The organism is Arthrobacter sp. 05L417, from assembly GCF_056397865.1.
Map to the genome: position 1 here is coordinate 42,532 of NZ_JBFTOG010000024.1, position 22,356 is coordinate 64,887.

General features: G+C 63.7%; 24 protein-coding genes and 1 pseudogene. 10 read left to right on the forward strand and 15 right to left on the reverse strand.

All coding sequences use genetic code 11. The features are described from left to right. Positions 1 to 153: 153 nt before the first annotated feature. Genes AC1DJW_RS16790 through pdhA form a run of 3 tightly spaced genes read right to left on the reverse strand, consistent with a single transcriptional unit; the run spans position 154 to position 3,745 of the window. Entirely contained in the window at positions 154 to 1,572 is a 1,419-nt protein-coding gene (locus AC1DJW_RS16790) for a dihydrolipoamide acetyltransferase family protein (RefSeq protein WP_476901902.1), read from the reverse strand. After that, positions 1,569 to 2,579, reverse strand: a complete 1,011-nt coding sequence (locus AC1DJW_RS16795) for an alpha-ketoacid dehydrogenase subunit beta (RefSeq protein WP_476901903.1) — start codon at positions 2,577 to 2,579, stop codon at positions 1,569 to 1,571. The genes AC1DJW_RS16790 and AC1DJW_RS16795 overlap by 4 nt, the downstream gene beginning before the upstream one ends. Next, positions 2,579 to 3,745 carry a pyruvate dehydrogenase (acetyl-transferring) E1 component subunit alpha gene (gene pdhA, locus AC1DJW_RS16800; protein ID WP_476901904.1) on the reverse strand — a complete coding sequence of 389 codons (1,167 nt, stop codon included), beginning with the start codon at positions 3,743 to 3,745 and terminating at the stop codon, positions 2,579 to 2,581. The genes AC1DJW_RS16795 and pdhA overlap by 1 nt, the downstream gene beginning before the upstream one ends. Before the next feature lie 195 nt (positions 3,746 to 3,940). On the opposite strand from pdhA, the gene AC1DJW_RS16805 reads away from it, so the two are divergent. The 3 genes from AC1DJW_RS16805 (at position 3,941) to AC1DJW_RS16815 (ending at position 5,569) form a co-directional block, all read left to right on the forward strand. Further along, complete coding sequence (locus tag AC1DJW_RS16805; RefSeq protein ID WP_078105724.1) at positions 3,941 to 4,426, forward strand: Lrp/AsnC family transcriptional regulator; 486 nt, start codon at positions 3,941 to 3,943, stop codon at positions 4,424 to 4,426. A 136-nt stretch (positions 4,427 to 4,562) separates the two neighbouring features. Further along, positions 4,563 to 4,976, forward strand: a complete 414-nt coding sequence (locus AC1DJW_RS16810; RefSeq protein WP_059387837.1) for a DUF4383 domain-containing protein — start codon at positions 4,563 to 4,565, stop codon at positions 4,974 to 4,976. A 29-nt stretch (positions 4,977 to 5,005) separates the two neighbouring features. Next, a complete protein-coding gene (locus AC1DJW_RS16815; RefSeq protein WP_476901905.1) occupies positions 5,006 to 5,569 on the forward strand; it encodes a hypothetical protein in 564 nt (187 codons plus the stop codon). A gap of 145 nt (positions 5,570 to 5,714) precedes the next feature. Here the strand turns inward: AC1DJW_RS16815 and AC1DJW_RS16820 are convergent, their stop codons facing one another. Continuing rightward, positions 5,715 to 7,331 (reverse strand): solute symporter family protein, encoded by a 1,617-nt coding sequence (locus tag AC1DJW_RS16820; protein WP_459340827.1) that lies wholly within the window; start codon positions 7,329 to 7,331, stop codon positions 5,715 to 5,717. Continuing rightward, the gene (locus AC1DJW_RS16825; RefSeq protein ID WP_284983984.1) at positions 7,328 to 7,705 is read right to left on the reverse strand and encodes a DUF485 domain-containing protein; all 378 of its coding nucleotides are present in this window, start codon (positions 7,703 to 7,705) and stop codon (positions 7,328 to 7,330) included. Before AC1DJW_RS16825 ends, AC1DJW_RS16820 begins: the two co-directional genes overlap by 4 nt. Between AC1DJW_RS16825 and AC1DJW_RS16830 the strand changes: the two genes are divergently transcribed. From AC1DJW_RS16830 to AC1DJW_RS16850, 5 genes are read left to right on the forward strand one after another with little or no spacing between them, the layout of a single operon-like run. Beyond that, positions 7,610 to 7,813 carry a hypothetical protein gene (locus AC1DJW_RS16830; RefSeq protein WP_459340874.1) on the forward strand — a complete coding sequence of 68 codons (204 nt, stop codon included), beginning with the start codon at positions 7,610 to 7,612 and terminating at the stop codon, positions 7,811 to 7,813. The two genes, AC1DJW_RS16825 and AC1DJW_RS16830, sit on opposite strands and share 96 nt — an antisense overlap. Before the next feature lie 56 nt (positions 7,814 to 7,869). Continuing rightward, positions 7,870 to 9,036: a histidine kinase gene (locus tag AC1DJW_RS16835; RefSeq protein ID WP_284752657.1), complete on the forward strand. Its 1,167-nt coding sequence runs from the start codon at positions 7,870 to 7,872 to the stop codon at positions 9,034 to 9,036. A gap of 15 nt (positions 9,037 to 9,051) precedes the next feature. After that, entirely contained in the window at positions 9,052 to 9,771 is a 720-nt protein-coding gene (locus AC1DJW_RS16840) for a LytR/AlgR family response regulator transcription factor (protein ID WP_476901906.1), read from the forward strand. After that, positions 9,768 to 10,130, forward strand: coding sequence for a DUF485 domain-containing protein (locus AC1DJW_RS16845; protein ID WP_390282708.1), 363 nt, complete (start codon positions 9,768 to 9,770; stop codon positions 10,128 to 10,130). The genes AC1DJW_RS16840 and AC1DJW_RS16845 overlap by 4 nt, the downstream gene beginning before the upstream one ends. Further along, positions 10,127 to 11,599 carry a sodium/solute symporter gene (locus AC1DJW_RS16850; RefSeq protein ID WP_284752654.1) on the forward strand — a complete coding sequence of 491 codons (1,473 nt, stop codon included), beginning with the start codon at positions 10,127 to 10,129 and terminating at the stop codon, positions 11,597 to 11,599. Before AC1DJW_RS16845 ends, AC1DJW_RS16850 begins: the two co-directional genes overlap by 4 nt. Before the next feature lie 47 nt (positions 11,600 to 11,646). Here the strand turns inward: AC1DJW_RS16850 and AC1DJW_RS16855 are convergent, their stop codons facing one another. The 6 genes from AC1DJW_RS16855 to rpsB all read right to left on the reverse strand — a co-directional run bounded on the left by AC1DJW_RS16855 (position 11,647) and on the right by rpsB (position 16,541). Next, on the reverse strand, positions 11,647 to 12,231 hold the full coding sequence (locus AC1DJW_RS16855; RefSeq protein ID WP_284752653.1) for a DivIVA domain-containing protein: 585 nt from the start codon (positions 12,229 to 12,231) through the stop codon (positions 11,647 to 11,649). A gap of 21 nt (positions 12,232 to 12,252) precedes the next feature. Then, on the reverse strand, positions 12,253 to 13,176 hold the full coding sequence (locus tag AC1DJW_RS16860; protein ID WP_390282709.1) for a phosphatidate cytidylyltransferase: 924 nt from the start codon (positions 13,174 to 13,176) through the stop codon (positions 12,253 to 12,255). Beyond that, positions 13,176 to 13,733, reverse strand: a complete 558-nt coding sequence (gene frr / locus AC1DJW_RS16865; RefSeq protein WP_078105729.1) for a ribosome recycling factor — start codon at positions 13,731 to 13,733, stop codon at positions 13,176 to 13,178. Before frr ends, AC1DJW_RS16860 begins: the two co-directional genes overlap by 1 nt. 102 nt (positions 13,734 to 13,835) lie before the next feature. Continuing rightward, a complete protein-coding gene (gene pyrH, locus AC1DJW_RS16870) occupies positions 13,836 to 14,573 on the reverse strand; it encodes a UMP kinase (protein WP_284752651.1) in 738 nt (245 codons plus the stop codon). 146 nt (positions 14,574 to 14,719) lie between these two features. Beyond that, positions 14,720 to 15,556, reverse strand: coding sequence for a translation elongation factor Ts (gene tsf / locus AC1DJW_RS16875; protein WP_184735951.1), 837 nt, complete (start codon positions 15,554 to 15,556; stop codon positions 14,720 to 14,722). 121 nt (positions 15,557 to 15,677) lie between these two features. Further along, the gene (gene rpsB / locus AC1DJW_RS16880) at positions 15,678 to 16,541 is read right to left on the reverse strand and encodes a 30S ribosomal protein S2 (RefSeq protein ID WP_284752650.1); all 864 of its coding nucleotides are present in this window, start codon (positions 16,539 to 16,541) and stop codon (positions 15,678 to 15,680) included. A gap of 435 nt (positions 16,542 to 16,976) precedes the next feature. On the opposite strand from rpsB, the pseudogene AC1DJW_RS16885 reads away from it, so the two are divergent. After that, positions 16,977 to 17,384: pseudogene (locus AC1DJW_RS16885) on the forward strand (peptidoglycan DD-metalloendopeptidase family protein); the annotation flags it as partial. Between the two features lie 138 nt (positions 17,385 to 17,522). Here the strand turns inward: AC1DJW_RS16885 and AC1DJW_RS16890 are convergent. The 4 genes from AC1DJW_RS16890 to AC1DJW_RS16905 all read right to left on the reverse strand — a co-directional run bounded on the left by AC1DJW_RS16890 (position 17,523) and on the right by AC1DJW_RS16905 (position 21,238). Then, positions 17,523 to 18,713 carry an acyl-CoA dehydrogenase family protein gene (locus tag AC1DJW_RS16890; protein ID WP_476901907.1) on the reverse strand — a complete coding sequence of 397 codons (1,191 nt, stop codon included), beginning with the start codon at positions 18,711 to 18,713 and terminating at the stop codon, positions 17,523 to 17,525. Positions 18,714 to 18,829: 116 nt separating this feature from the next. Continuing rightward, on the reverse strand, positions 18,830 to 19,666 hold the full coding sequence (locus AC1DJW_RS16895; protein WP_476901908.1) for a hypothetical protein: 837 nt from the start codon (positions 19,664 to 19,666) through the stop codon (positions 18,830 to 18,832). Then, positions 19,663 to 20,229 (reverse strand): RNA polymerase sigma factor, encoded by a 567-nt coding sequence (locus AC1DJW_RS16900; RefSeq protein WP_284752647.1) that lies wholly within the window; start codon positions 20,227 to 20,229, stop codon positions 19,663 to 19,665. The genes AC1DJW_RS16895 and AC1DJW_RS16900 overlap by 4 nt, the downstream gene beginning before the upstream one ends. 91 nt (positions 20,230 to 20,320) lie before the next feature. Then, positions 20,321 to 21,238: an alpha/beta hydrolase gene (locus AC1DJW_RS16905; protein ID WP_476901909.1), complete on the reverse strand. Its 918-nt coding sequence runs from the start codon at positions 21,236 to 21,238 to the stop codon at positions 20,321 to 20,323. A 97-nt stretch (positions 21,239 to 21,335) separates the two neighbouring features. Here AC1DJW_RS16905 and AC1DJW_RS16910 point away from each other — a divergent pair, with 97 nt between their 5' ends. Then, positions 21,336 to 22,208 carry an SGNH/GDSL hydrolase family protein gene (locus AC1DJW_RS16910; RefSeq protein ID WP_390282714.1) on the forward strand — a complete coding sequence of 291 codons (873 nt, stop codon included), beginning with the start codon at positions 21,336 to 21,338 and terminating at the stop codon, positions 22,206 to 22,208. Positions 22,209 to 22,356 lie beyond the last annotated feature (148 nt).

Genomic DNA, 22,356 nt, shown 5'->3' on the forward strand with positions numbered 1-22,356 from the left:
GCCCAACTAACTCCCCACCGCCACCCTTGCCTCGCAAGCTCGGCCAGGGAACCCTGGCGGCGTGGGCCCAGCAGTTGTTGTCGTTATGAGCCTTCAAAACGACACTTACTGCGAGCTAGTTGGGCCTGGACGCGCGGCTGGATGAACGCCCTGCTAGATCATCGTCATGACTGTTGCAGGATCGGACAGGATAGCGCCCAGGTCGGCCAGGAATTTCGAGCCTTGTTCGCCGTCCACCAGCCGGTGGTCGAAGGACAGGCTCAGTGACATCACCTGGCGCACCGCGAGTTCGTCGTTGTGCACCCACGGGGCCTTGCGCACCGATCCCAGCGCGACGATGGCAGCCTCGCCCGGGTTCAAGATGGGGGTTCCGGCGTCGATCCCGAACACACCGATGTTCGTGATCGAAATGGTTCCGCCCGTCAGATCTGTCGGGGAAGTCTTGCCTGAACGTGCCGTGTCCGTGAGTTCGGACAAAGCCGTAGACAGTTCCAGCAGCGTCATCTTGTCCGCGTCTTTGATGTTGGGAACAGTCAGTCCCCGCGGCGTGGCGGCGGCGATCCCCAGGTTCACATAGTTGAACTGCACGATCTCCTGTGCGGCCTCGTCCCAGCGGGAGTTCAGCGTCGGGTTCCTGCGCAGGGCAATCACCACGGCCTTGGCTGCGATGGTCAAGGGTGTGAGCTTGTACCCGGCAAATTCGCGGCTGGCCTTGAGCCGCGTCAACAGTTCCATGGTGGGCGTGACGTCAACGGTCAGGAACTCCGTCACATGCGGCGCCGTGAAGGCACTTTGCACCATGGCAGCGGCGGTGAACTTCCGGACTCCCTTAATAGGGGTGCGGGTCTCGCGTCCAGCGGAAACCCCGACGGCGGGCGCGGAGGCCGGAGCGACCTCGGGAGCCGAAACCTCCGCCTGGGATCCGGCCGCGAAGTCCTGGACATCCGAACGGGTGATCAGGCCTCCCGGCCCGGTTCCCCTGACCAACTCGAGGTCGATTCCGAGATCCCTCGCGAACTTGCGGACCGGCGGGGTAGACCGTGGACGCTCATGCTCCACCGTCGGCTCGGCGGGCATCGCGAGCCGTGCGGGCTGTTCAACCGCGGGAACGGGCTCGACGGCGGGAACCGGTTCCCGGGCGGCCTCGCGTTCGCCGGTGCTTCCGTCATAGGACCGCTGGCGGCGGGCCGGCCGTCCGGATTTTTCGACGACGGCGCCATAGCCTACGAGGTTCGGCTCGCGCTTCGCCGCAGTCTCCGCGGGGCTTTCCACGGATGCGCCCGCACCGGGACCGGCAACAGCGGAAGGCAAGGCTCCGGCGTCGTCGACTTCAAAGGAGACGATCGGCTTGCCGACCTCGACAACCGAACCGGCCTGTTCGTGCAAGGCGGCCACGGTTCCGGCGAAGGGCGAAGGCAACTCGACCACGGCCTTGGCCGTCTCGACCTCGGCAATGACCTGGTTCAAGGTAACGGTGTCCCCCACCGCAACCTTCCAGCTGAGAATTTCCGACTCAGTGAGTCCCTCGCCGAGGTCGGGCAGCCTGAATTCCTTGATCATGGTGGCGCTCATCCTTCCAGCCCGCTCAGGGAGTTGCCGCGGCCGAGAGCGCGGTCCACGCCGTCAAGAATCCTGTCCAGATCAGGCAGATGGTGCATCTCGAGCTTTGAGTACGGGTACGGGACGTCGAATCCCGTGATCCGGACCGGCGCCGATTCAAGGTAGTTGAAGCAGCGCTCGGTGATGCTGGCGGCAATCTCGGCGCCGAGCCCGCCGGACTGCGCAGCCTCGTGGGTGATGACGAGCCTGCCGGTCTTGCGGACGGACGCCTCCACTGCCTGGAAGTCGATCGGAGCCAGCGAGCGCAGGTCGATAACCTCCACGGAGACTCCTTCGTCGGCGGCGGCCATGGCGGCGTCGTTCGCGGTTTTCACGAGCGGTCCGTATGTTACCAAGGTGACGTCACTTCCTGGGGTGACCACCCGCGCCTTCTCCATGGACAGTGCCGTGGAAAGATCTGCGGTCTCATCCACTTCGCCCTTGTCGTGGTAGCGGCGCTTGGGTTCGAAGTACAGCACCGGATCGTCCGAGGCGATGGCCTGTTGGATCATAGTGTAGGCATCCTGCGGGTTGGAGACGCTGATGACGCGAAGGCCCGAAGTGTGGGTGAAGTAGGCCTCCGGGGACTCGGAGTGGTGCTCGGGTGAACCGATTCCGCCGCCGAAAGGAACGCGGATGGTGATGGGCATCTTGACGCGGCCCTGGGTCCGGTAGTGCATCTTGGCTACCTGGCTGACGATCTGGTCGAACGCCGGGTAGATGAAGCCATCGAATTGGATTTCGCAGACCGGGCGGTAGCCGCGGTAGGCCAGTCCGACGGCGGTGCCGATGATCGCGGACTCGGCCAAGGGGGTGTCGACCACCCGGTGTTTGCCGAAGTCTTTCTGGAGGCCGTCGGTGACCCGGAAAACCCCGCCGAGCGCACCGATGTCCTCACCCATCAGGACAACTTTGGGATCGTTTTCGAGGGACTTGCGCAGGCCGGCGTTGATGGCGCGGGCGAAGGTCAGCTTGCTCATCAGAGTGCACCTTCCTGGGTTGATCCGCTGAAGCTTTCCAAATAGCGGGAGTAGTGGTCCTTCTGGCGTTCGATCCAGGAGTTGGGCGTGCTGTAAACGTGCTTGAAGAGGTCCAGCGGCGCGGGATCGGGCATGTTGATGACTCCTGCGCGCAAGTTCCTTGCCACCTCATCCGCTTTGGCCTCGGTCTTGGCTTCGACCTCTTCCGTCAGGAGGCCCTTGGTGCGAAGCAGCGCCTTGAGCCGGGCAATCGGGTCCTTGGCTGCCCAGTCCTCAAGCTCATTGGCGTCGCGGTAGCGGGTGGGATCGTCCGCCGTCGTGTGCGGGCCCATGCGATAGGTCACCGCTTCGATGAACGTCGGTCCGCCGCCCTTGCGGGCCCGGTCCAGCGCAATGCGCGTGACGGCCAAAACAGCCAGGACGTCGTTCCCGTCGACCCGCATGCTGGGGATTCCGAAGCCCGAGGCACGATCGGCGATCTGGATGTGGGACTGAATCCGGACGGGTTCGGAGATGGCCCAGTGGTTGTTCTGGCAGATGAAGACCACGGGCACTTGGAAGCTCGCCGCGAAGACCATTGCCTCGTTGACATCGCCTTCGCTCGTGGCGCCATCGCCGAAGAGCGCAACCGCTACCGAGTCGGCGCCGTCGTGCTGGATACCCATGGCGTAGCCGGTTGCGTGCAGCGATTGCGAGCCGATGATGATCTGTTGGGTGGCGATGTTGTGGCGGTACGGGTCCCAGCCGGAGGAGGCATTGCCGCGCCAGGCACGGACCAAGTCGGTGGGCTCCACACCGCGGCAGTAGGCCACGCCGTTGTCCCGGTAGCTGGGGAAGACAAAGTCGTCGTCCCTGAGGGCCCGGCCCGCACCGATCTGCGATGCTTCCTGGCCTAGCAGCGGCGGCCACAGAGCCAGCTCGCCTTGACGTTGCAAGGCGGTGGCCTCGGCGTCGATGCGGCGGATGGCCATCATGTCTTCATACAGCGAGCACAGTTGCTCGTCCGTGACATCGCTGACCCAGAGATCGAACTCCGGGTGGCTGATGCGTTCCCCTTCCGGGGAAATCAGTTGGACCAGGTCCCCGCCGGTCCGACGCGGGCTTGCTGCACTGATTCCGGGATTCGGAGCCTTGTAGGCGTCCTGGCCGGGTTCGTCCGTCAACACAGTTGATCGCACCTTTCAGCTCGTGCTCGCAGGCCTTTTGGAGGACTTGTGATCCAGCCGCGGGCCAGCATCCGGGCGTCGTCGCCTGGATTAATTGTGACCCTACTCACAATGCTCATTGGGTACAACCACCGTTGAAAATTTTGCGCATTCTGCCCTATCTGGGCGGTGGCCACCGTGCTAACGTTGCGCATTATGCAAGCTTTAGATGGCACCGACACACGCCTGCTTTCGGCCATGGCGAAGGACCCCCGCGGCACCGTTGTCGCCTTGGCACAGAAGCTGGGACTATCGCGGAATACGGTCCAGGCACGGATGGCCCAACTGGAAAAGAAGCATGCGTTCCTCTCCTTCGAACGGCGCATCAACCCCGCCGCCCTTGGCTACCCCCTCATGGCCTTCATCTCAGTGCATGTGCAGCAGCAAAAGCTTGGACAGCTCGCCTTGGACCTCGCCGAAATACCGGAAATCCTGGAGGGATACGGCCTGACCGGTTCGGCCGATCTGCTGTTGCGGGTGGTGGCGCTCGACGCCGAGGATCTGTTCCGGATCAACGGCAAGATCCTTGCGTGCGACGGAGTGGAACGAACGGACACCGCCATGTCCATGGGCGAATTGATTCCCTTCCGGGTGCAGCCGTTGCTGAACCGGAACACCAAGAAGGCGCTCCGCACCGGCTGAGCCCGGTAACCTCGAAAAAATTCGTCCGATCCCACCCATCCATAGCGCCGGGTGGTCCGAATCTCTGGTTGAGAGCCCCGTCCGGGGTTTCGAACACAGGCCGGATACAAACCGGCCATACCGGAAGGTTTGGACCATGCGCACTTCGCCCAACCGCCTGATCGCCACCATCTTTGGAGCCGTCTACCTGCTCGTGGGTGTCGTTGGATTCTTCGTCACCTCGGGAATTGGATTCTTCGCTACCGAGGGTGCCAATCTGATCATCTTTGCGGTAAACCCCCTGCACAACATCATCCACCTCGCTATCGGCGCCGCCCTGCTCTACGCGGGCATGAACAGCACCGTGCTGTCCAAGACCATCAACACCACGGTCGGTGCGGTCTACTTGCTTGTCGGCATCCTCGGACTGTTCCTCGTGGGCTCCGCGCTGAACATCATTGCCCTTAACGGCGCAGACAACGTCCTGCACTTGGCCAGCGCCGTGGTCCTCCTCGGCATCGGCCTCTCGCAGGACAAGGTTCCGGCCACCACCGCCAGGGCCCACGTCTAGAAAACCCGGAAATCCGGAAGGAGCCGTCCGTGTCAGCTCAAGCAGCGACGTCCGTAGGACCCACCGCCGGGGCATCCCTCACCCTGTTTTCGTGTTTCGCGGGAATGGGGGCCGGCCTCGTGGAGCTTTCCATCGCATCCAGCTACATTTCGGACCGGGGACCACTTGTGTGGGCGGGCGGCATCTTCGCGGCCTGGGGCCTGGCGCTTCTCGCCAGCTCGATTGGCAGCCTCCAACGGGGGCGGCTCCGGTTCCGTAAACCAACAACCCTGGGCCTCCTCGCGGCCGTGCTGGTCCACGTCGGATTCCTGGTTGCCGGTATGGCCCAAAGAGTGCTCGACGGCGGGCATCTGGCAGCTCTGTTCCTGGTCCTGATGGCACTGGGATCCTCTGCCTGGCTCGCCCGAAGGTTCCGCGACGACGTCGGCGGAGTAGCGCAGGCTCCCCCGCGGGCCGGCGCGCTTTTGGGCGCAGCCTTTGCCGCCGCCGTCGTGGTCGCAGCAATTACGACACCGGGGCTCGCCGCCTCGGTAGCCGGAGCGCACGCCGTCCCCCACGGAGAGCACTCCCTGCCGGGCGGCCACAACCACTAAGCCCGGATGCTCGCTCACCTTTGGTTGAAAAATGGGAATCCCTCCTGCAGATCTTTCTGCAGGAGGGATCCGCCATTTGGCCTTGTTTGTGAACGAGCGTCACGCCGAACGGCCCGATATGTGAGCGAGCGTCGGACCGGTACTCCTAGTGGTTCACCGCTTTCTCGGCTCCGACGCCGGTCAGGGAACGGACTTCCATCTCGGCCTGCTTCGCACTGTCTTCGCGCCGCTTGTCCACCACGGTTCCGAGCCAGCCAAGCAGGAAGGCAAGCGGAATGGATACGATTCCGGGATTGCTCAACGGGAAGACCGCGAAGTTGGCACCCGGGATCATGGACGTCTTGGCACCGGAAACAACCGGCGACAAGGCAATCAGGATAATGGCCGCAGAGAGTCCGCCGTACATGCTCCAGGTGGCGCCCTGGGTGGTGAACTTCTTCCAGAACAGGGAGTAGACGATGGTCGGCAAATTGGCCGATGCCGCCACGGCGAAGGCGAGCGCCACGAGGAATGCTACGTTCTGGCCATTGGCGAAAATACCGCCGAGGATCGCAAGGATCCCGATGACCACCACAGTCCGCCGGGCCACCTTGACCTCGGTCCCGGCGTCGGCCTTGCCCTTCGAAATAACGTTCGCATAGATATCGTGGGCGAACGACGCCGCTGCCGTGATGGTCAAGCCGGCCACCACCGCGAGGATGGTGGCGAACGCTACGGCCGAGATGAAGCCCAGCAGCAACGGCCCGCCCAAGTGGAACGCGAGGAGCGGTGCAGCGGAGTTCACACCGCCGGGGGCCGACTTGATGGTGTCGGCTCCGACGAGTGCTGCCGCGCCGTAGCCGAGGACCAGGGTAAACAAGTAGAACAACCCGATCAGCCAGATGGACCAGACCACCGATTTGCGGGCTTCTTTGGCCGTGGGCACCGTGTAGAAGCGCATCAGCACGTGTGGCAGTGCGGCCGTGCCGAGGACGAGCGCCATCCCAAGGGACAGGAAGTCGAGCTTGGAAGTGTCGGACTTGCCGTACTGCAGGCCGGGATTGAGCACGTTGGGGTTCTTTGCGGTATCCGCCGCAGCACCCAACAGGTTGGACAGGTTGAAGCCGTAGATGGACAGCACCCACAGCGTCATGACGGCCGCACCGCAGATGAGCAGCACGGCCTTGATGATCTGGACCCAGGTGGTGCCCTTCATTCCGCCGATCAGCACGTACATGATCATGAGGGCGCCGACGACGACGATCACCAGGGCTTGTCCGCCCCAGTCGCTGATGCCCAGCAGCAAGGAGATGAGGCTTCCGGCGCCGGCCATCTGCGCCAGCAGGTAGAAAAAGCAGACGGCCAGGGTGGAGAGGGCCGCGGCGATCCGCACCGGGCGCTGGCGCAGCCGGAACGAAAGCACATCGGCCATGGTGAACTTGCCCGTGTTGCGCAGCAGTTCGGCGACAAGCAGCAACGCCACAAGCCACGCCACGAGGAACCCGATGGAGTAGAGGAAGCCGTCGTAGCCGTTGACGGCGATTGCTCCAGTGATTCCGAGGAAGGAGGCGGCGGAGAGGTAGTCTCCGGCGATGGCGGTGCCGTTCTGCGAACCGGTGAACGAGCGCCCGGCGGCATAGTAGTCGGCAGCCGTTTTGTTGTTCCGGCTGGCCCGGAAAACGATCACCATGGTGACCAGGACGAACAGGGCGAAGATGCCCATGTTCAACAGAGTGGTGTCCTTCAGAGCGGCAACGTTGACCATCGGGACCATGGCGCTCATTTTGCTGCCCCTCTCACTGTGCTGCCCTTGTCGAACTCGTGGCCCTCGATCTCATTCCGGATTTCCGCGGCGATCGGGTCCAGCTTCCGGTTTGAGTAGTGAACGTACCAAGCCGTAATTCCGAAAGTTGAGACGAACTGCAGCAGGCCCAGGACCAGGCCGACATTGATGTTGCCCCACAGCTTGGTGGACATGAAGCCCACCGCGTAGTCAGCCAGCAGGACGTAGGCGAAGTACCAAAGCAGGAATGCAATGGCCATTGGAAAAACAAAACTACGGTGGCGCTTGCGGAGCTCCTGAAACTGCCCCGTTTGCTGGACTTCCTGGAAATCAACGGACGCCGCTGCGTCCGGTGTCTGGGCCTCGTTACCCATGGCTTCCTCCTGGTTGTGGGTGTCTCCATCGACCACACACTCCTGGCCGATGTGACTGGAATCACTATCCGCCGGGCAACTGCACCACTTCCAGATTCACCGGCATAGGCGTCGCCCAGCGGACACGTTGCTGCGCCGAACGGCGGGTTCGCTAGTCTTGCTCCATGCCGGATTCCCCTCTCGTCACCGCCGCCGCCATTGCGGTCATCGTGCTCGCTGTGGCGGTCGTCGTCGGGGTGGGCCTCAAGGTGATCCGTTCCTTCCGCGAGCTGGGAACCGACGCCGAGAGGGCCACGTACCAAACCCTGCATGCGGCGTCGCGCGCGGGACAGTACCTGCGCACCGGGCTCCACGCGGCGGGAGCGGGCAAGGCGAGCAAGCAATTGCGTTCCCTGCTTGGCTGCGACGCCCTCGCCATTACGGACACCGAGTCCGTTCTCGCGTGGGATGGCGCGGCGGAAGAACTCAAAGCCGCCCTGATGGAGCTCGCCTCGGGAGTTCTCGCCGACGGACGGACCGTGGTTGTCCCGGCGTCGCACGCACTGAACGCCGTCGTGGCGCCGATCAGGGCCGGAAACCGCGTGGTGGGGGCGGTCGCGGCCTTCGCCCCGCAAGCCGGCGCCGGGCTGGTCCGGGCGACAAGCGAGCTGGCCGACTGGGTGGCTGTGCAAGTGGAATTGGCCGAACTCGACGCTTCCCGCACCTTGCTCATGGAGGCCGAAGTCCGGGCCCTGCGCGCACAGATCAGCCCCCATTTCATCTACAACTCGCTCAACGCCATTGCCTCGTTCATCAACACCGATCCCGCCAGGGCCAGGGAGTTGGTGGTCGAGTTCGCGGATTTCACCCGGTACTCCTTCCGCCGCCACGGGGATTTCACCACCTTGGCGGAGGAACTCCGGAGCATCGACCGCTACCTGCTGTTGGAGAAGGCACGCTTCGGAGACCGCGTACAAGTGAGCCTCAGGATCGCGCCCGAAGTCCTGAGCACGGTGATTCCCTTCCTGAGCCTGCAACCGCTTGTGGAAAACGCCGTGCGCCATGGGCTTGAAGCGAAGGAAGGACCGGGCCACATCACCATCTGCGCAAACGACTCCGGGGCCTTCGCGGAGGTCACCATCGAAGACGACGGCGTAGGCATTGATCCGGAACACCTGCGCTCGGTCCTGGCGGGGCACGCAGACGGCGACCATGTTGGACTGCGAAACGTCGATGCCCGCCTTCGGCAGGTCTACGGAGACGAACACGGCCTCGTCATCGAGACCGCGCCGGGAGAGGGCACCTTGATCACTATCCGCGTCCCGAAGTCCCAGCCGAGCCATGATGCCTGAGGCTAATCTATAACCATGATCAACGTACTCGTCGCCGACGACGAGCTCCCCGCCGTTGAAGAGCTCGCCTTCCTGCTGGGCCGGGACGAGCGCATCGGCGCCATCCACCGTGCGGCCTCGGGTGCCGAAGCCCTCAGCGCCCTCGAAACGGAATCTGTGGACGCGGTCTTCCTGGACATCCACATGCCCGCGCTTTCCGGTCTGGACATCGCCCGTGCCATCGCGCGCAGCCCCCGCCCTCCCGCCGTCGTCTTCGTCACCGCCGACGAAGACTGTGCGCTCGAGGCGTTCGAACTGGCCGCCGTCGACTACCTGCTCAAGCCGGTGCGTGCCGAGCGCCTGGCGCGGTCCATCGGCCGCATCAGCGAGCTCATGAAGGACGGCAGCAAGGTGCCCGAGATGATCACGGTTGACCAAGGCGGAACAACCCGGATGATCCGGAGGGACGATGTCAGCTACGTCCAGGCCCAGGGAGATTACGCCCGGCTGCACACCGCGGAGGCGAGCTACCTGATCCGGGTACCCCTGAGCGATCTCGAACAGCAGTGGGCGGACGCCGGATTCATCCGCATCCACCGTTCCTATTTGATGTCACTGAACCATGTGCGGCACATGAAACTGGCCGCCGCACGCCCCAGCGTCACTGTCGCCGGAGCCGAACTGCCGATCAGCCGCAGGCACCTTCCGTCCGTGCGGGACAAGCTCGAGGCCACCCGGATCCGGCCACAAGGATGACCCGGGTCAGGGTCACGGCCCCGCAATCAATTGCCAGGGTAGCCCCCAAACGTCCGTACCATTCGCGGGAAGCTGCCGAGGACTCCGACGTCGGGCAGGTCTTCGTCCGGTCACTCATCCGTTCGCAATTGCGCCTAGCTTTGGTGGTGGCTTCCGGATTCCTGCTGGTGCTGGCCGCCTACGGCTCCATGGTGGCGCTGGTCCCTCAGCTCGCGCAGATGCGGATTCTCGGCCTCCCCGTAAATTGGATCATCCTCGGAGTGGCGCTCTATCCGGTGATCGGCCTGAGCGCATGGCTGTACAACCGCTCCGCGGCAAGGAACGAAGCCCGCTACCGCGATCTTGTGGAGGAGAAGTGAATCCCGCCGTCGGGCTCGCCGCATTTCTGGGCGTGGCGCTCGCGACGGCGGGAATCGGCTTCTACGGCCTGCGCATTTCGCGTACCACTGGCGACTTTTACGTGGCATCGCGCACTGTCCGGCCATGGTGGAATGCCTCGGCGATCGGCGGCGAATACTTGTCGGCCGCGAGCTTCCTGGGGGTCGCGGGGCTGATCCTGCTGACGGGAACGGACGCTCTCTGGTTCCCCGTGGGCTACACGGCCGGCTACCTGATGCTCTTGCTGTTCGTGGCCGCCCCCTTGCGCCGGTCGGGTGCCTACACGATCCCGGATTTCACGGAGGCCAGGCTCGAGTCGAAAGCCGTCCGCCGCGTCACGAGCCTTGTGGTGGTTGCCGTCGGGTGGCTCTATATCGTGCCGCAGTTGCAGGGCGCCGGGCTCACCATCCGGATCAGCACGGGATTGCCTTCGTGGGTGGGCTCCATCGCCGTCGTGGCGGTGGTCTGCATGACGGTAGTGGCTGGTGGCATGCGTTCCATCACCTTCGTCCAGGCTTTCCAATACTGGCTCAAGCTGACGGCTTTGGCGGTGCCTGTGGTGTTCCTGCTGCTGAACCAGACGGGCGGCGGCTCAGCGGTCCTGGCGGAGGCGTCCAGCAATCCCACGGGCCTTCAGGCGGCAGGGCTCTACCAGACTGTCTCGCTCTTGGTGGCGCTCCTTTTCGGAACGCTGGGACTCCCCCACGTCCTTGTCCGCTTTTACACCAACCCGGACGGCCAATCGGCGCGCCGAACCACCCTCATCGTGTTGGGCCTGCTGTCGGTCTTCTATTTGTTCCCGACGGCGTTCGGCCTGCTCGGGCGGGTCTTCGCGCCTGAGCTCGCAAGCAACGGACGGCCCGACGCCTTGGTCCTGCTGTTGCCTGGAAAGCTGCTGGGTGGGGTGCCCGGCGATCTCCTGTCGGCATTGGTGGTTGCGGGTGCGTTTGCGGCGTTCCTCTCGACAACCTCGGGATTGGTGGTTTCGCTGGCCGGCGTCATCAGCCAGGACCTTCTTGGCGGGAGCGTGCGCGGATTCCGGGTGGCCGCCCTCCTTGCCGCCGTCGTCCCCCTGGTTTTTGCGTTCACCACGGATTCGATGGCCTTGGCCGGCAGCGTAGGGCTGGTGTTCGCTTTCACGGCGTCCACCATTTGTCCCGTCCTGCTTTTGGGCATCTGGTGGCGTGGCCTGAGCGACACAGGCGCGATTGCAGGCATGCTGACGGGAGCCGTCCTTTGCGGCGGTGCGCTGGTATCGGGCACGATCATCGGTTCCGCTGCGCCCGGATGGCTTGCCCAGCCCGCGGCTTGGACCGTGCCGGCCGCGTTTGCCGTGATGGTGCTCGTCTCACGGGCAACGAAACACCGGGTCCCCGGGACCGTGACCCGCCTGATGACCAGGCTTCACGTCCCGGAACGGCCGGTGGCCACGGAACGCCAGCTCCGCTGAGGTCCGCGGAGCGCGGCGGAGCCGGCGCCCGGACCTTGTCGGTTCTGCTAGTCGATCGCCGCCATGAGTTCGACGACCCGGTCGAGGAAGGCATCAACCTGAGCCTCTTCGTAGCCGTCGCGCCCGCGGGCCTCGGAGAAAGCCGCTCGGCGGACGTTGTCGACGCTCAGCGGTTTGTCGTTTTCCAGGTAACCGATCAGGGAGACGCACAAGGCATCGACCTCGGCGATGTTGTAGCTGCGCGCACGCTTCTTGTCGGGCCGCCGGAAACGTTCGCCATCGGGCCGGTGCAAACGGCCGCGCAACACCCCGGAGAGTTTGCCGATCTTCAGCAACCAGGCTTCCTCGCCTTCGGCCGCTATCAGCTCGTCACGTTCACGCCGGGCGAAGGCATCTTCGAGGCGGTCCAATGCTGCGTCCACAGCGTTGGCGTCGTAGCCGCCCTTGACGGGATCAAACGAAACCGCGCGGACATCGGTGCTGCCGATTTTCTCGGCTGCCTCGGCCCTGTTTTCAAACGACAACCGGGCGCGCTGGAAGAACTGGTCGACTTGCTTTGCGTTGTAGCCGTACCTGCTGTGCGCCACGCGCTCAAATGCTGCGGGGATCTGGCGACGAATGTCCACTGCCACTGCTTTCCTTCTGGGTGGTTGTCAGGCGCCGCTCAACAGCGCGTAAAGAATAAATGCTGCCGGCGCCGCGAAGACGATCGAGTCGAGGCGGTCCATGACCCCGCCGTGTCCGGGCAGGATGCTGCTCATGTCTTTCACGCCGAGTTCCCGTTTGACCATGGATTCCGCGAGGTCACCTGCGGTAGCCGCGGCCACCATGCCCACGGCGAGCACCACGCCGACCCACCACGGCCTATCCAGCACGAAAATGCTGGCGAGGATCCCGATGACCATGGCACCTGCCACCGAGCCAGCGAACCCTTCCCAGGTCTTTTTGGGGCTGATTTTGGGAGCCATCGGATGCTTCCCGAAGAGTGCCCCCACGAGGTACCCGAAAGTATCGTTGGACACTACCAGCAACAGCATGACGGCGATCTGCCAGGCACCCGCCGGAACCTGCCCGGCGGGCCAGGGACCCGCCGTCGTCGCTCCCCCGCCTGCATGGAGGGGCAGGATGGCAAAGCTGATCAGGAAAGGCACCCAGGCAAGCGTGAAAATTCCGGAGAAGACACTGCGCGGAGCTCCGGCAGCGCTTTCAAGGGAGCGCCAAAGCAGGACGGCCGTGCTGCTGAGCACCATCGCGAAGAGCAGGCTTTCGGTGCCACCGAAGTACGCCGCGAGCGGCATCGCCACGGTACCGGTCAGCACGGGAATGATCGGCATCCTGGTGCCCTGGCCTTCGAGAGCACGGAAAATTTCCCACACGCCGAGGACCGCAAACGCGGTGGTCAGGAGAACGAACCCCAACGGCAGGAACAGCAGGCCGCCGAGGACGGCGAAGAGCATGGCGAGCCCGACGCCGATGGCGGCCGGAAGGTTCCGGCCTGCCTTGGGCGTCGGGTTGCCGCGTTGGCGTCTGGCGCGTGTGGGAATCCCCCGCGCGGGCGCCGGCTCAGCCTCGCTCATCAGACCTCGAGCAGCTCGGCTTCCTTGCGCTTGAGGAGCTCGTCGATACCGTCGACGTGTGCCTTGGTGATGGCGTCGAGTTCCTTTTCGCCACGGGCACCCTCGTCTTCGCCGGCTTCGCCGTCCTTGACGAGCTTGTCCAGGGCGTCCTTGGCCTTGCGTCGGATGCTTCGGATGGAAACCTTTGCGTCCTCACCCTTGCCCTTGACGATCTTGACGTATTCCTTGCGGCGTTCCTGGGTGAGCTCCGGGATGGTGATCCGGATGACGTTGCCGTCGTTGGACGGATTGGCGCCAACCTCGGAGTCGCTCAGGGCCCTTTCGATGTCGCGCATTGAGGTCTTGTCAAAGGGCGTGATGAGGATGGTCCTGGCGTCCGGAATAGCGAAGGAAGCCAGCTGCTGCAGCGGTGTGGGGGTGCCGTAGTATTCCACGATCACCTTGTTGTAGAGTCCGGGGTTCGCGCGACCGGTACGGATCGACGCGAAATCCTCCTTGGCTACCTCGACCGCCTTGTCCATCTTTTCCCCGGCTTCGAGCAAGGTTTCTTCGATCACGGTTTCTCCTCAGAAATAGTCGCGCCCCGGTCCACGGGCCGCAATGCACAATAAATTTCCGCCCCTGCGGGCGGAAGAGTCCTAGAAATATCCTAGCCCTTGCTAGGGGGTGACCAGGGTGCCCAGCTTTTCGCCGAGGATGGCCCGGGTGACGTTCCCTTCGCCTTCCATGCCGAAGACAACCATGGACAAATCGTTGTCCTTGCACATGGTCATGGCGGTCTGGTCCATGACGCGGATGTCACGGCGCAGGGCCTCGTCGTAGCTGAGCTTTTCGAGCTTCTCGGCCGTGGGATCCTTCTTGGGGTCCGCGGTGTAGACGCCGTCCACACCGCTCTTTGCCATGAGCACGACGTCGGCATGCACTTCGAGTGCGCGCTGGGCGGCCACGGTGTCGGTGGAGAAGTACGGAAGGCCTGCGCCTGCGCCGAAGATGACAACGCGGCCTTTTTCCATGTGGCGGATGGCACGGCGCGGAATGTAGGCCTCGGCTACCTGTCCCATGGTGATGGCGCTCTGGACACGGGTCTCGACGCCCGCTTGCTCCAGGAAGTCCTGCAGGGCCAGGCAGTTCATGACAGTGCCGAGCATTCCCATGTAGTCGGCGCGGGAGCGGTCCATGCCGCTCTGGGACAGTTCGGCGCCGCGGAAGAAGTTACCGCCGCCGACGACGATTGCCACCTCGACCTCGGAAACCGCAGCGGCGATCTGCTTGGCGATGGCGCGGACGGTTTCCGGGTCCACACCAAGCTTTCCGCCGCCGATGACCTCGCCGGACAGCTTCAGCAGCACACGACGACGGGTCTTCTCCGGATGGATTGCAGTGTTCTCGGTTTCCATGGTGCCTTCCCGTTTATGGACTCTGGCTAGATTATCTTGCTGGGGGCCGGGCAGAAAGCTGCCGGCTGTAGATGCGCTCGTTGCGGGCCTGCCGTTGCATGCAAAAGGGGCGGCCACCGAAGTGACCACCCCTTTTGTATGTCTAACTAGTTTCCGACGCGGAAACGGGCAACTGCGGTTGCCTTGACGCCGGCCTCTTCGAGAACCTGTGCAACGGTCTTCTTGGAGTCCTTGGCGAATGCCTGGTCAAGGAGAACTTCGCCCTTGTAGAAGCCCGTGACGCGGCCTTCAACGATCTTGGTGAGAGCGGCTTCCGGCTTGCCTTCGGCCTTGGCGGTCTCTTCGGCGATGCGGCGCTCGGACTCGACCAGTTCGGCCGGGACGTCTTCGCGGCTCAGGTAGTTCGGGGCCATGGCTGCAACGTGGACGGCAACGTCGTGGGCTGCGGTAGCAGCGGCGTCGCCCTCGCCCTCAACGGCGAACAGGACGCCGACCTGGGCCGGGAGGTCCTTGGAGGTCTTGTGCAGGTAAGCGTCAACCGTGCCGCCTTCAATGCGGGCGATGCGGCGGACAACAACCTTTTCGCCGAGAACGGCACCTTCTTCGACGACAACCTCGGAAAGGGGCTTGCCGTCGACGTCGATGGCCAGCAGGGTCTCGAGGTCGGCAGCGCCGGACTCGACGGCGACGGCCAGGACCTTGTCTGCCAGCTGGATGAACTTGTCAGCCTTGGCGACGAAGTCGGTCTCGCAGTTGACCTCGATCATTACGCCCACGCCGTCGGTGACCTTGGCTGCAACCAGGCCCTCGGCGGTGGAGCGGCCTTCGCGCTTGGTAGCGCCCTTGAGGCCCTTGATGCGGATGATCTCGATGGCCTTCTCGGCGTCGCCGTTGGCCTCGTCAAGAGCCTTCTTGACGTCCATCATGCCGGCGCCGGTGCGCTCGCGCAGGGCCTTGATGTCAGCAGCAGTGTAGTTCGCCATGTGAACCCCTCTGTCTAGAAATTTATGTGTTTACGGACTGACAGGACGGCAGCCCACCGAGTGGGCCGCCATCCTGTCAGTAGCTCCCCGCGCCGAAATCCGGCGCAGGAAAGGTCCGGATTTACTTGTCTGCTTCGGCTTCGCCGGCAGCAGCTTCCGTGGCCTCGGCGGCCGGGGCTTCGACAGCTTCTGCAGCCGGAGCTTCAGCAGCTTCGGCCTTGCTGCCTTCGAGGAGCTCGCGCTCCCACTCAGCCAGCGGCTCTTCCGGGGCCTCTGCAGCACCGGTTGCGCGCTGGTTACGGGCGATGAGGCCCTCAGCAACGGCGTCGGCAACCACGCGGGTCAGCAGGTTTACGGAGCGGATGGCGTCGTCGTTACCCGGGATCGGGAAGTCAACTTCGTCGGGGTCGCAGTTGGTGTCCAGGATGGCAACAACCGGGATGTTCAGCTTCTTGGCTTCGTCAACAGCCAGGTGTTCCTTCTTCGTGTCAACAACCCACAGAACGGAAGGAGCCTTGGTCAGGTTGCGGATACCACCGAGGTTGGTTTCCAGCTTGGTGAGTTCACGCTTGAGGAGCAGGAGCTCCTTCTTGGTGTAGCCCGAGCCTGCGACGTCCTCGAAGTTGATCTCTTCGAGTTCCTTCATGCGCTGGATGCGCTTGGCGACGGTCTGGAAGTTGGTGAGCATACCGCCCAACCAACGCTGGTTGACGTACGGCTGGCCAACACGGGTAGCCTGCTCAGCGATTGCTTCCTGAGCCTGCTTCTTGGTGCCGACGAACAGGACGGTGCCGCCGTGGGCGACAGTGGCCTTGACGAACTCGAAAGCGCGGTCGATGTAGGACAGCGACTGCTGAAGGTCAATGATGTAGATGCCGTTGCGCTCCGTGAAGATAAATCGCTTCATCTTCGGGTTCCAACGACGGGTCTGGTGTCCAAAGTGGACGCCGCTGTCAAGCAGCTGGCGCATAGTTACGACGGGCATGCCGACGCTCCTTCCGGCAGGTCATTCATGAGAGAGCCACACGGGCCGCTCTTACCCTGCCAATAGTTGACGGTTAATTAGCCGGACCCGAACGGGCCTTGGCTCCTGGCATCCATTGCACTTCTCATCCGGCCAATGACTCGCCGGACCGCAAGAGGCACAATCCTCCGCAGCACTGAATCCACGAGGATTCGCAATTGGAGGGTTGGATACGCGTAGTCAGCCTGGAGCCCCCGCGCAACTGAATGAGAAGCGCTTCTGAACAAGCCTGAGGGCACAGCAAACTGCTCCACCAAGTGTACTACAGCGCCTTCGACCTCATGACCGCTTAAGCCCCGGGTTCAGCCTCTCGCCTTCGGCAGGTTTCCCGCATCGTTTTCCACATAGCCGCACTGGAGGCTTTCGGGATCTGCAGCGCCAACGAAGGCTGGTTCCATGAGAACCGCACATCTCCTGGCCAACGTTCTATTGCTCGTTGCCCTGGGCGCGCCGCCTGCCGTGGCATCGCCGCCTCCGGGCGCACCCAACCCGCCCGGCATCCGCCCGGACTGGGCGTGGCCGCTCTCCCCCAAGCCCGCCGTCCTGCGTGGTTTCGCCCCTCCGGACAAGCCGTGGCTGAGTGGGCACCGCGGCGTGGATCTGCAAGCAGCCGACGACGGCGTCACGGTCGCCGCGCCCGCCGACGGCACCGTGAGCTTCGTAGGCGTCGTGGTGGACCGGCCGGTGATCACCATCGACCACGGGGGCGGACTGCGGAGCAGCTTTGAGCCAGTGGACAGCGACCTCGCAGAGGGGGCCACGGTGAACAAAGGACAAGCCGTCGGCGCAGTGAGGGTCGGCCACTGCGCGGGATCACCGTGCCTTCACTGGGGAGTCCGGCACGGGGATGAGTATGTCAACCCGCTTGCCTTCGTCACGGATCTCCGACCGTCCGTTTTGCTGCCCCTGGACGGTGTGTTGCCCCTAGACGATGTGCTGGCGCTAGACGATGGCGGAAATCCCCGTGATGGCCCGCCCGGTGACAAGGGTGTTGATTTCGTGGGTGCCTTCGTAGGAGTAGATGGCCTCGGCGTCGGCGAAGATCTTGGCCATCTCGTAGTCCGTGACAATGCCGTTGCCGCCCAGGATGCCGCGGCCCAGGGCAACGCTTTCTCGCATGCGGGCCGTGGTGAATGCTTTCGCCAGCGCGGATTGCTCGTCCTTGGCCACCCCGGCGTCCTCAAGCTGCGCGAGACGCACCATCATGCCCAGGGAGCTGACGGTGTTGCCCAGGATCTGCACGAGTTGCTGCTGCACCAACTGGAACGATGCCAGGGGCCTCCCGAACTGCATCCGTTCATCCGCATAGCGGCGGGCGACGTCAAACGCTGCGAGCTGCTGGCCTACAGCCTGCCATGCAACCGAAAGCCGCGTGACTTTGAGGACCTTGTTGGTATCCCTGAAGCTGTTGGCATTGGCCAGTTTGAAGAAGTCCGGGACCACCACGTTTTCGAGGGTGATGTCGGCATTCTGGACGGTCCGCAGCGAGATCTTGTTTTCGATCTTGCTTGCCTTGAATCCAGGGAGGCTTGTGTCCACCAGGAAGCCCTTGACCTGGTTGTCGCCGAGGTCGCGGGCGAAGATCACAACCCAGTCCGAGAAGGTGGCATTGCCGATCCAGCGCTTTGCCCCGTTGAGGATCCAGTTGCCGCCTTCGCGGCGCGCAGTGGTCCTGGTGCCGCCTGCGACGTCCGAGCCGCCCAATGGTTCCGTAAGTCCAAAGGCGCCGATTTTCTTGAGGGAGTAAATGTCCGGCAGCCAGGCATCCTGTTGCTCTTGGGATGCCAACGCCTCGATGGAACCGGTGAACAAGCCGTCATGAACGCCCATGAACGTGGCAATTGAGGCATCGGCGCGGGTTGCCTCTGCGTGGACAAGGCCGGCGAACACGTTGGAATAGCCTTGCCGCCTTACCGGACTGACCAGGTCAATCTCAGCCAGCTTGGGAATCAGGTCCATGGGGAATTCCCCACGGTTCCAGCAATCGACGGCAATCGGCTTGACCTCACGGGAAAGGAAGGCCCGGATCTCAGCCAGCCGGTCTTGCTCCTTGCCCGTGAGCAATTGCTCAAAGCCGTAGAAGTCACCGTCGGCGTATGGGAGATTCTCAAGATCGATTGCTGCCTTGGACATGGCGCTCCTTCGCACAAGTTACTGATGAGTAACTTACAGTAACCACGGACCTCCAGACAAGCAACCAGGCATCCCGGGCTCCTTGTGCGCAAGGCAGCCCCCTGTGTCTTGTTGTTTCAAAGGGTTAGACGACTCGTTCCCGTGGTGCCGTCCTCATAGCTCACTTCGACCTCGACGCCATCGCTCGACGCGTTCCGCAGTTCGTCTCCTGGCAACCACAGAGCGAAGTGTCCCCGGGACACGGTCGCTGTCACGTCCCCACGGGTCCGGCTCCTGTAGACGACTGCGAGAATGTCAGAGCCCGCGTCGCCGGCCGCGATGGAAATATCGCCTGCGCTCATCGTTCCCGTCCCCAGAGCCGTGGCCGTTAACTCGCGAGGGCCCGGAACCGGGTGAGCGGTTGACTTTCCTACCGAGCCGATCATTCCCTTACCGAAAAGACTGACGGCGTCATCAGTAATACACAGGGCCGAGAACCCGTCCTCACCCGTGAGCACCACCGTGGTCCACACGCCGCGCCGCTCGGCAATCGCCACCGCAGCCGAGTCGACGTCGTCCGCGTACATTCCACCCCCCACATTCTTCTTGGACGCACGGCACTCGGCGGCTGCACTGTTACGTTCAGTCTCAGTCATGCCGGCAGGAGCGGGGGTCCAGCTGGCAAACGCCGGGTCCCCGCCTGACAAGGACGGCAGGACAACCAGGCCTGCGGTGACTACCGCCACCATTCCTCCCACCACGGCGACCCTGCGGGCCGTCCATCCGGTACCTCCAAGACGACGACCCTTGCCGGCAGCGGTTTTCGTCGACGGGCCCGGGGATGGCGCCTGCACCGGGTCGGTGGACAAGATGCGGAGAAGATCGGCACGGGCCCGTTCATTGTCGACGGGGGCCTTGTGGTCCGCGACGTCCAATGATCGAAGTAAAGTGTCGATCTCTTGATTGCGGGTCATGGCGTGGTTGTCCTTTCGAACGAAGCCGCAGGTATACGGGAGTGCCGGGGTAGGTGTTCGAGAAGGAGGCGAAGCGCTCGGCGGGCACGGCTCAGTCGAAGACGGAAGGCAACCGGTGAGATGCCGAGTACAGCAGCTGCCTGTGGTGCGTTGAGGTCTTCGAAGACAACAAGGCCCAGGGCCTCCTGATGGGTCTCGGAAAGCGCGCACCATGCTTTGCCCAGGTCAATGCGATTCACGATCGGGTCTGCGTCCTCGTCCAGGTAGGCGAGAGCTGCGGCATCCGCGAGACGGACACCGAGCGCCAGGCGACGCCGTTCGCCCCGGTGGGTGTTTAGAAGAATGTTGCGCGTGATGCCGAAGATCCATGCTCTCGCGTCGTCATGGCGGCTCGGCAGCTCATCGAGGCGTCGCCACACGACAAGGAATGCGTCGGCGACGACGTCTTCGGCGTGGTCCGGGTGGGCGCGGCGCTGAACAAATCTCATGAGCTCCGGGTGGACCAACTCATACAACAATCTGAAGGTGCGCTCCCGGTCAGGAGCTTTGGAAGGTTGCCTCATGCTCTATACCTGTCTGCCACCCGACCAAGTGTGTCGCGCCCAGGGAACTGATGCCGGGAACCGACCTTCGTGGCCATCCCGGCCAAGCGATTCAGGCTTCGGGGCCAAGCCGGGCTCGGAGCCACGCGTCCATGTGGCCGACGGCGGCCCGGCCCATCCCCGTCCCGTGTCCGGTGAAGCCGTGAGGGGAGGCGGGATAGATACGCAGGTCGACCTGGACACCGGCGTCCGACATCCGTCCGGCCATGGCGAGATTGTCTTCCAGGAGGATGTCCTCGCTGCCGATCACGATCATGATCGGCGGCAGGCCGGCGAGCTCGGCGAAGAGTGGTGAGAGGTCGGGGTGTGTGCGATCCGGCGTGTTCCCGGCATAGGCGTCAAGAAAATACTCGTCGGCGATGAGGCGTCCGGCCGGCGTCGTCGCGGAGAGGTCATAGGTGCCGAACTGCAGCACGCCGCCGCTAAATGCCGTAACCCCGCGGTCGCGCAACCGGACAAGCGTAGCCATCGCCAGCGTCGCACCGGCAGAGAAGCCACCGATAGCGAGTTTCGCTGTGCCAAAACGGCCTTCGGCGTGCTCCACCAGCCACAGCGCCGCTGTCTCGCAGTCGTCGGGGGCGGACGGCCACGGGTGCTCGGGAGCGAGCCGGTAATCCACGCTGACCACTGCAATGCCGAGCGCGTCCGCGAGCCGCCTGTTGCGAAGGTCGCTTCCGGCGGCCGAGCCCATGTAGAAGCCGCCGCCGTGGATTTCCAGGAACACGCCCGCCACCGGATTGCCGACCGGCAGGTGGATCCGCACCGGAACGCTTCGGCCAAGCGCGCTAGCCAGCTCTGCGATTGGCCGTGGATCACACTCTGGGGGTGCTTCCATGGCCGCTCGGAATGCGAGCAGCTCTTCCCGGCTGCCCGGACCACGGCCAGACGGCCTGCGGGCGTAGAAGGCGCGGGACTCATCGACGAATGTCCACAGGTCAGGATCGATCAGCGAGGGCAATTCGACGTTCACAGGATAACTCTAGGATGCGCATCCGGCTCGTGAGTTCAGTAGCTATTGCCCGCAGCCTGCCGTGGCGGGTTCGGCCCGGTAGGAGCAGTATGGAGGGATGAACGCTCCCAGCGCCGAAAGTCCGGCGCAGGGTAGCTCCGTTGGTTCCGGGGCTCGCCTGCACCCGTGGAGCCGTTATGTGGCCTTAGGTGATTCGTTCACCGAAGGGGTGGGAGATCCGGAGCCGCGCAGCCCGGGAGGCCTGCGGGGGTGGGCGGACCGGGTCGCGGAAGAACTGAGCACCGGACACGAAGATTTCGCTTACGCGAATCTGGCGGTCCGTGGACGGTTGCTCCATCAAATACTGGACGAGCAGGTGGGCCCCGCGCTAGCGCTGCAACCGGATCTGATCACTCTCAATGCCGGGGGCAATGACCTGATCTTCCGCAGAAGCGATCCCGACAAACTCGCCGTCCGGATGGACGCCGGCGTGCAACTTCTTGCCTCGACCGGCGCAACGATTGTTTTGTTCGCCGGCCCGGACTGGGGTGCTACGCCCGTGCTGGGACGCACCCGCGCCAAGGTAGCCATCTTCAACGAGAACCTGCGGACCATCGCCGCGCGCCACGACGCGATAATCGCCGACCTCTGGGCCCTGCGCCAACTCACCCATCCACGAATGTGGGATCCGGACCGCCTGCACTTCTCCCCCCTGGGCCAGCACACCATCGCCATCATGGTGCTCGATACCCTCAACGTCTCCCACACCTTGGAACCGATGACACCGAAAGACCTACCCGGGCGCACCTGGCGCGAAGCAAGGACCGATGACATTATCTGGGCACGCGAGCACTTGTTCCCATGGGTCCTGCACCGTCTCAAACAAGGAATCTCCGACGACGGGCGGCACGCAAAGCGGCCCGATCCGGGCCCGGTCTTTGGCGCCTGGATGCCACCAGGGACCTTCCTGGGAAACGATCCACCAAGCTGATTGCAGTCTCTCCCCACAGGATTTCCCAAGGATTTCCCCGGGAACGCTACTCTTGGCCGTCCTACCTGTGAGCATTGTCTGGGGACGACGATTCGGGCCGCTCCAGTGGGATGGGGCCACCGACACGGGAGAAGTTGAGGAAGATGTC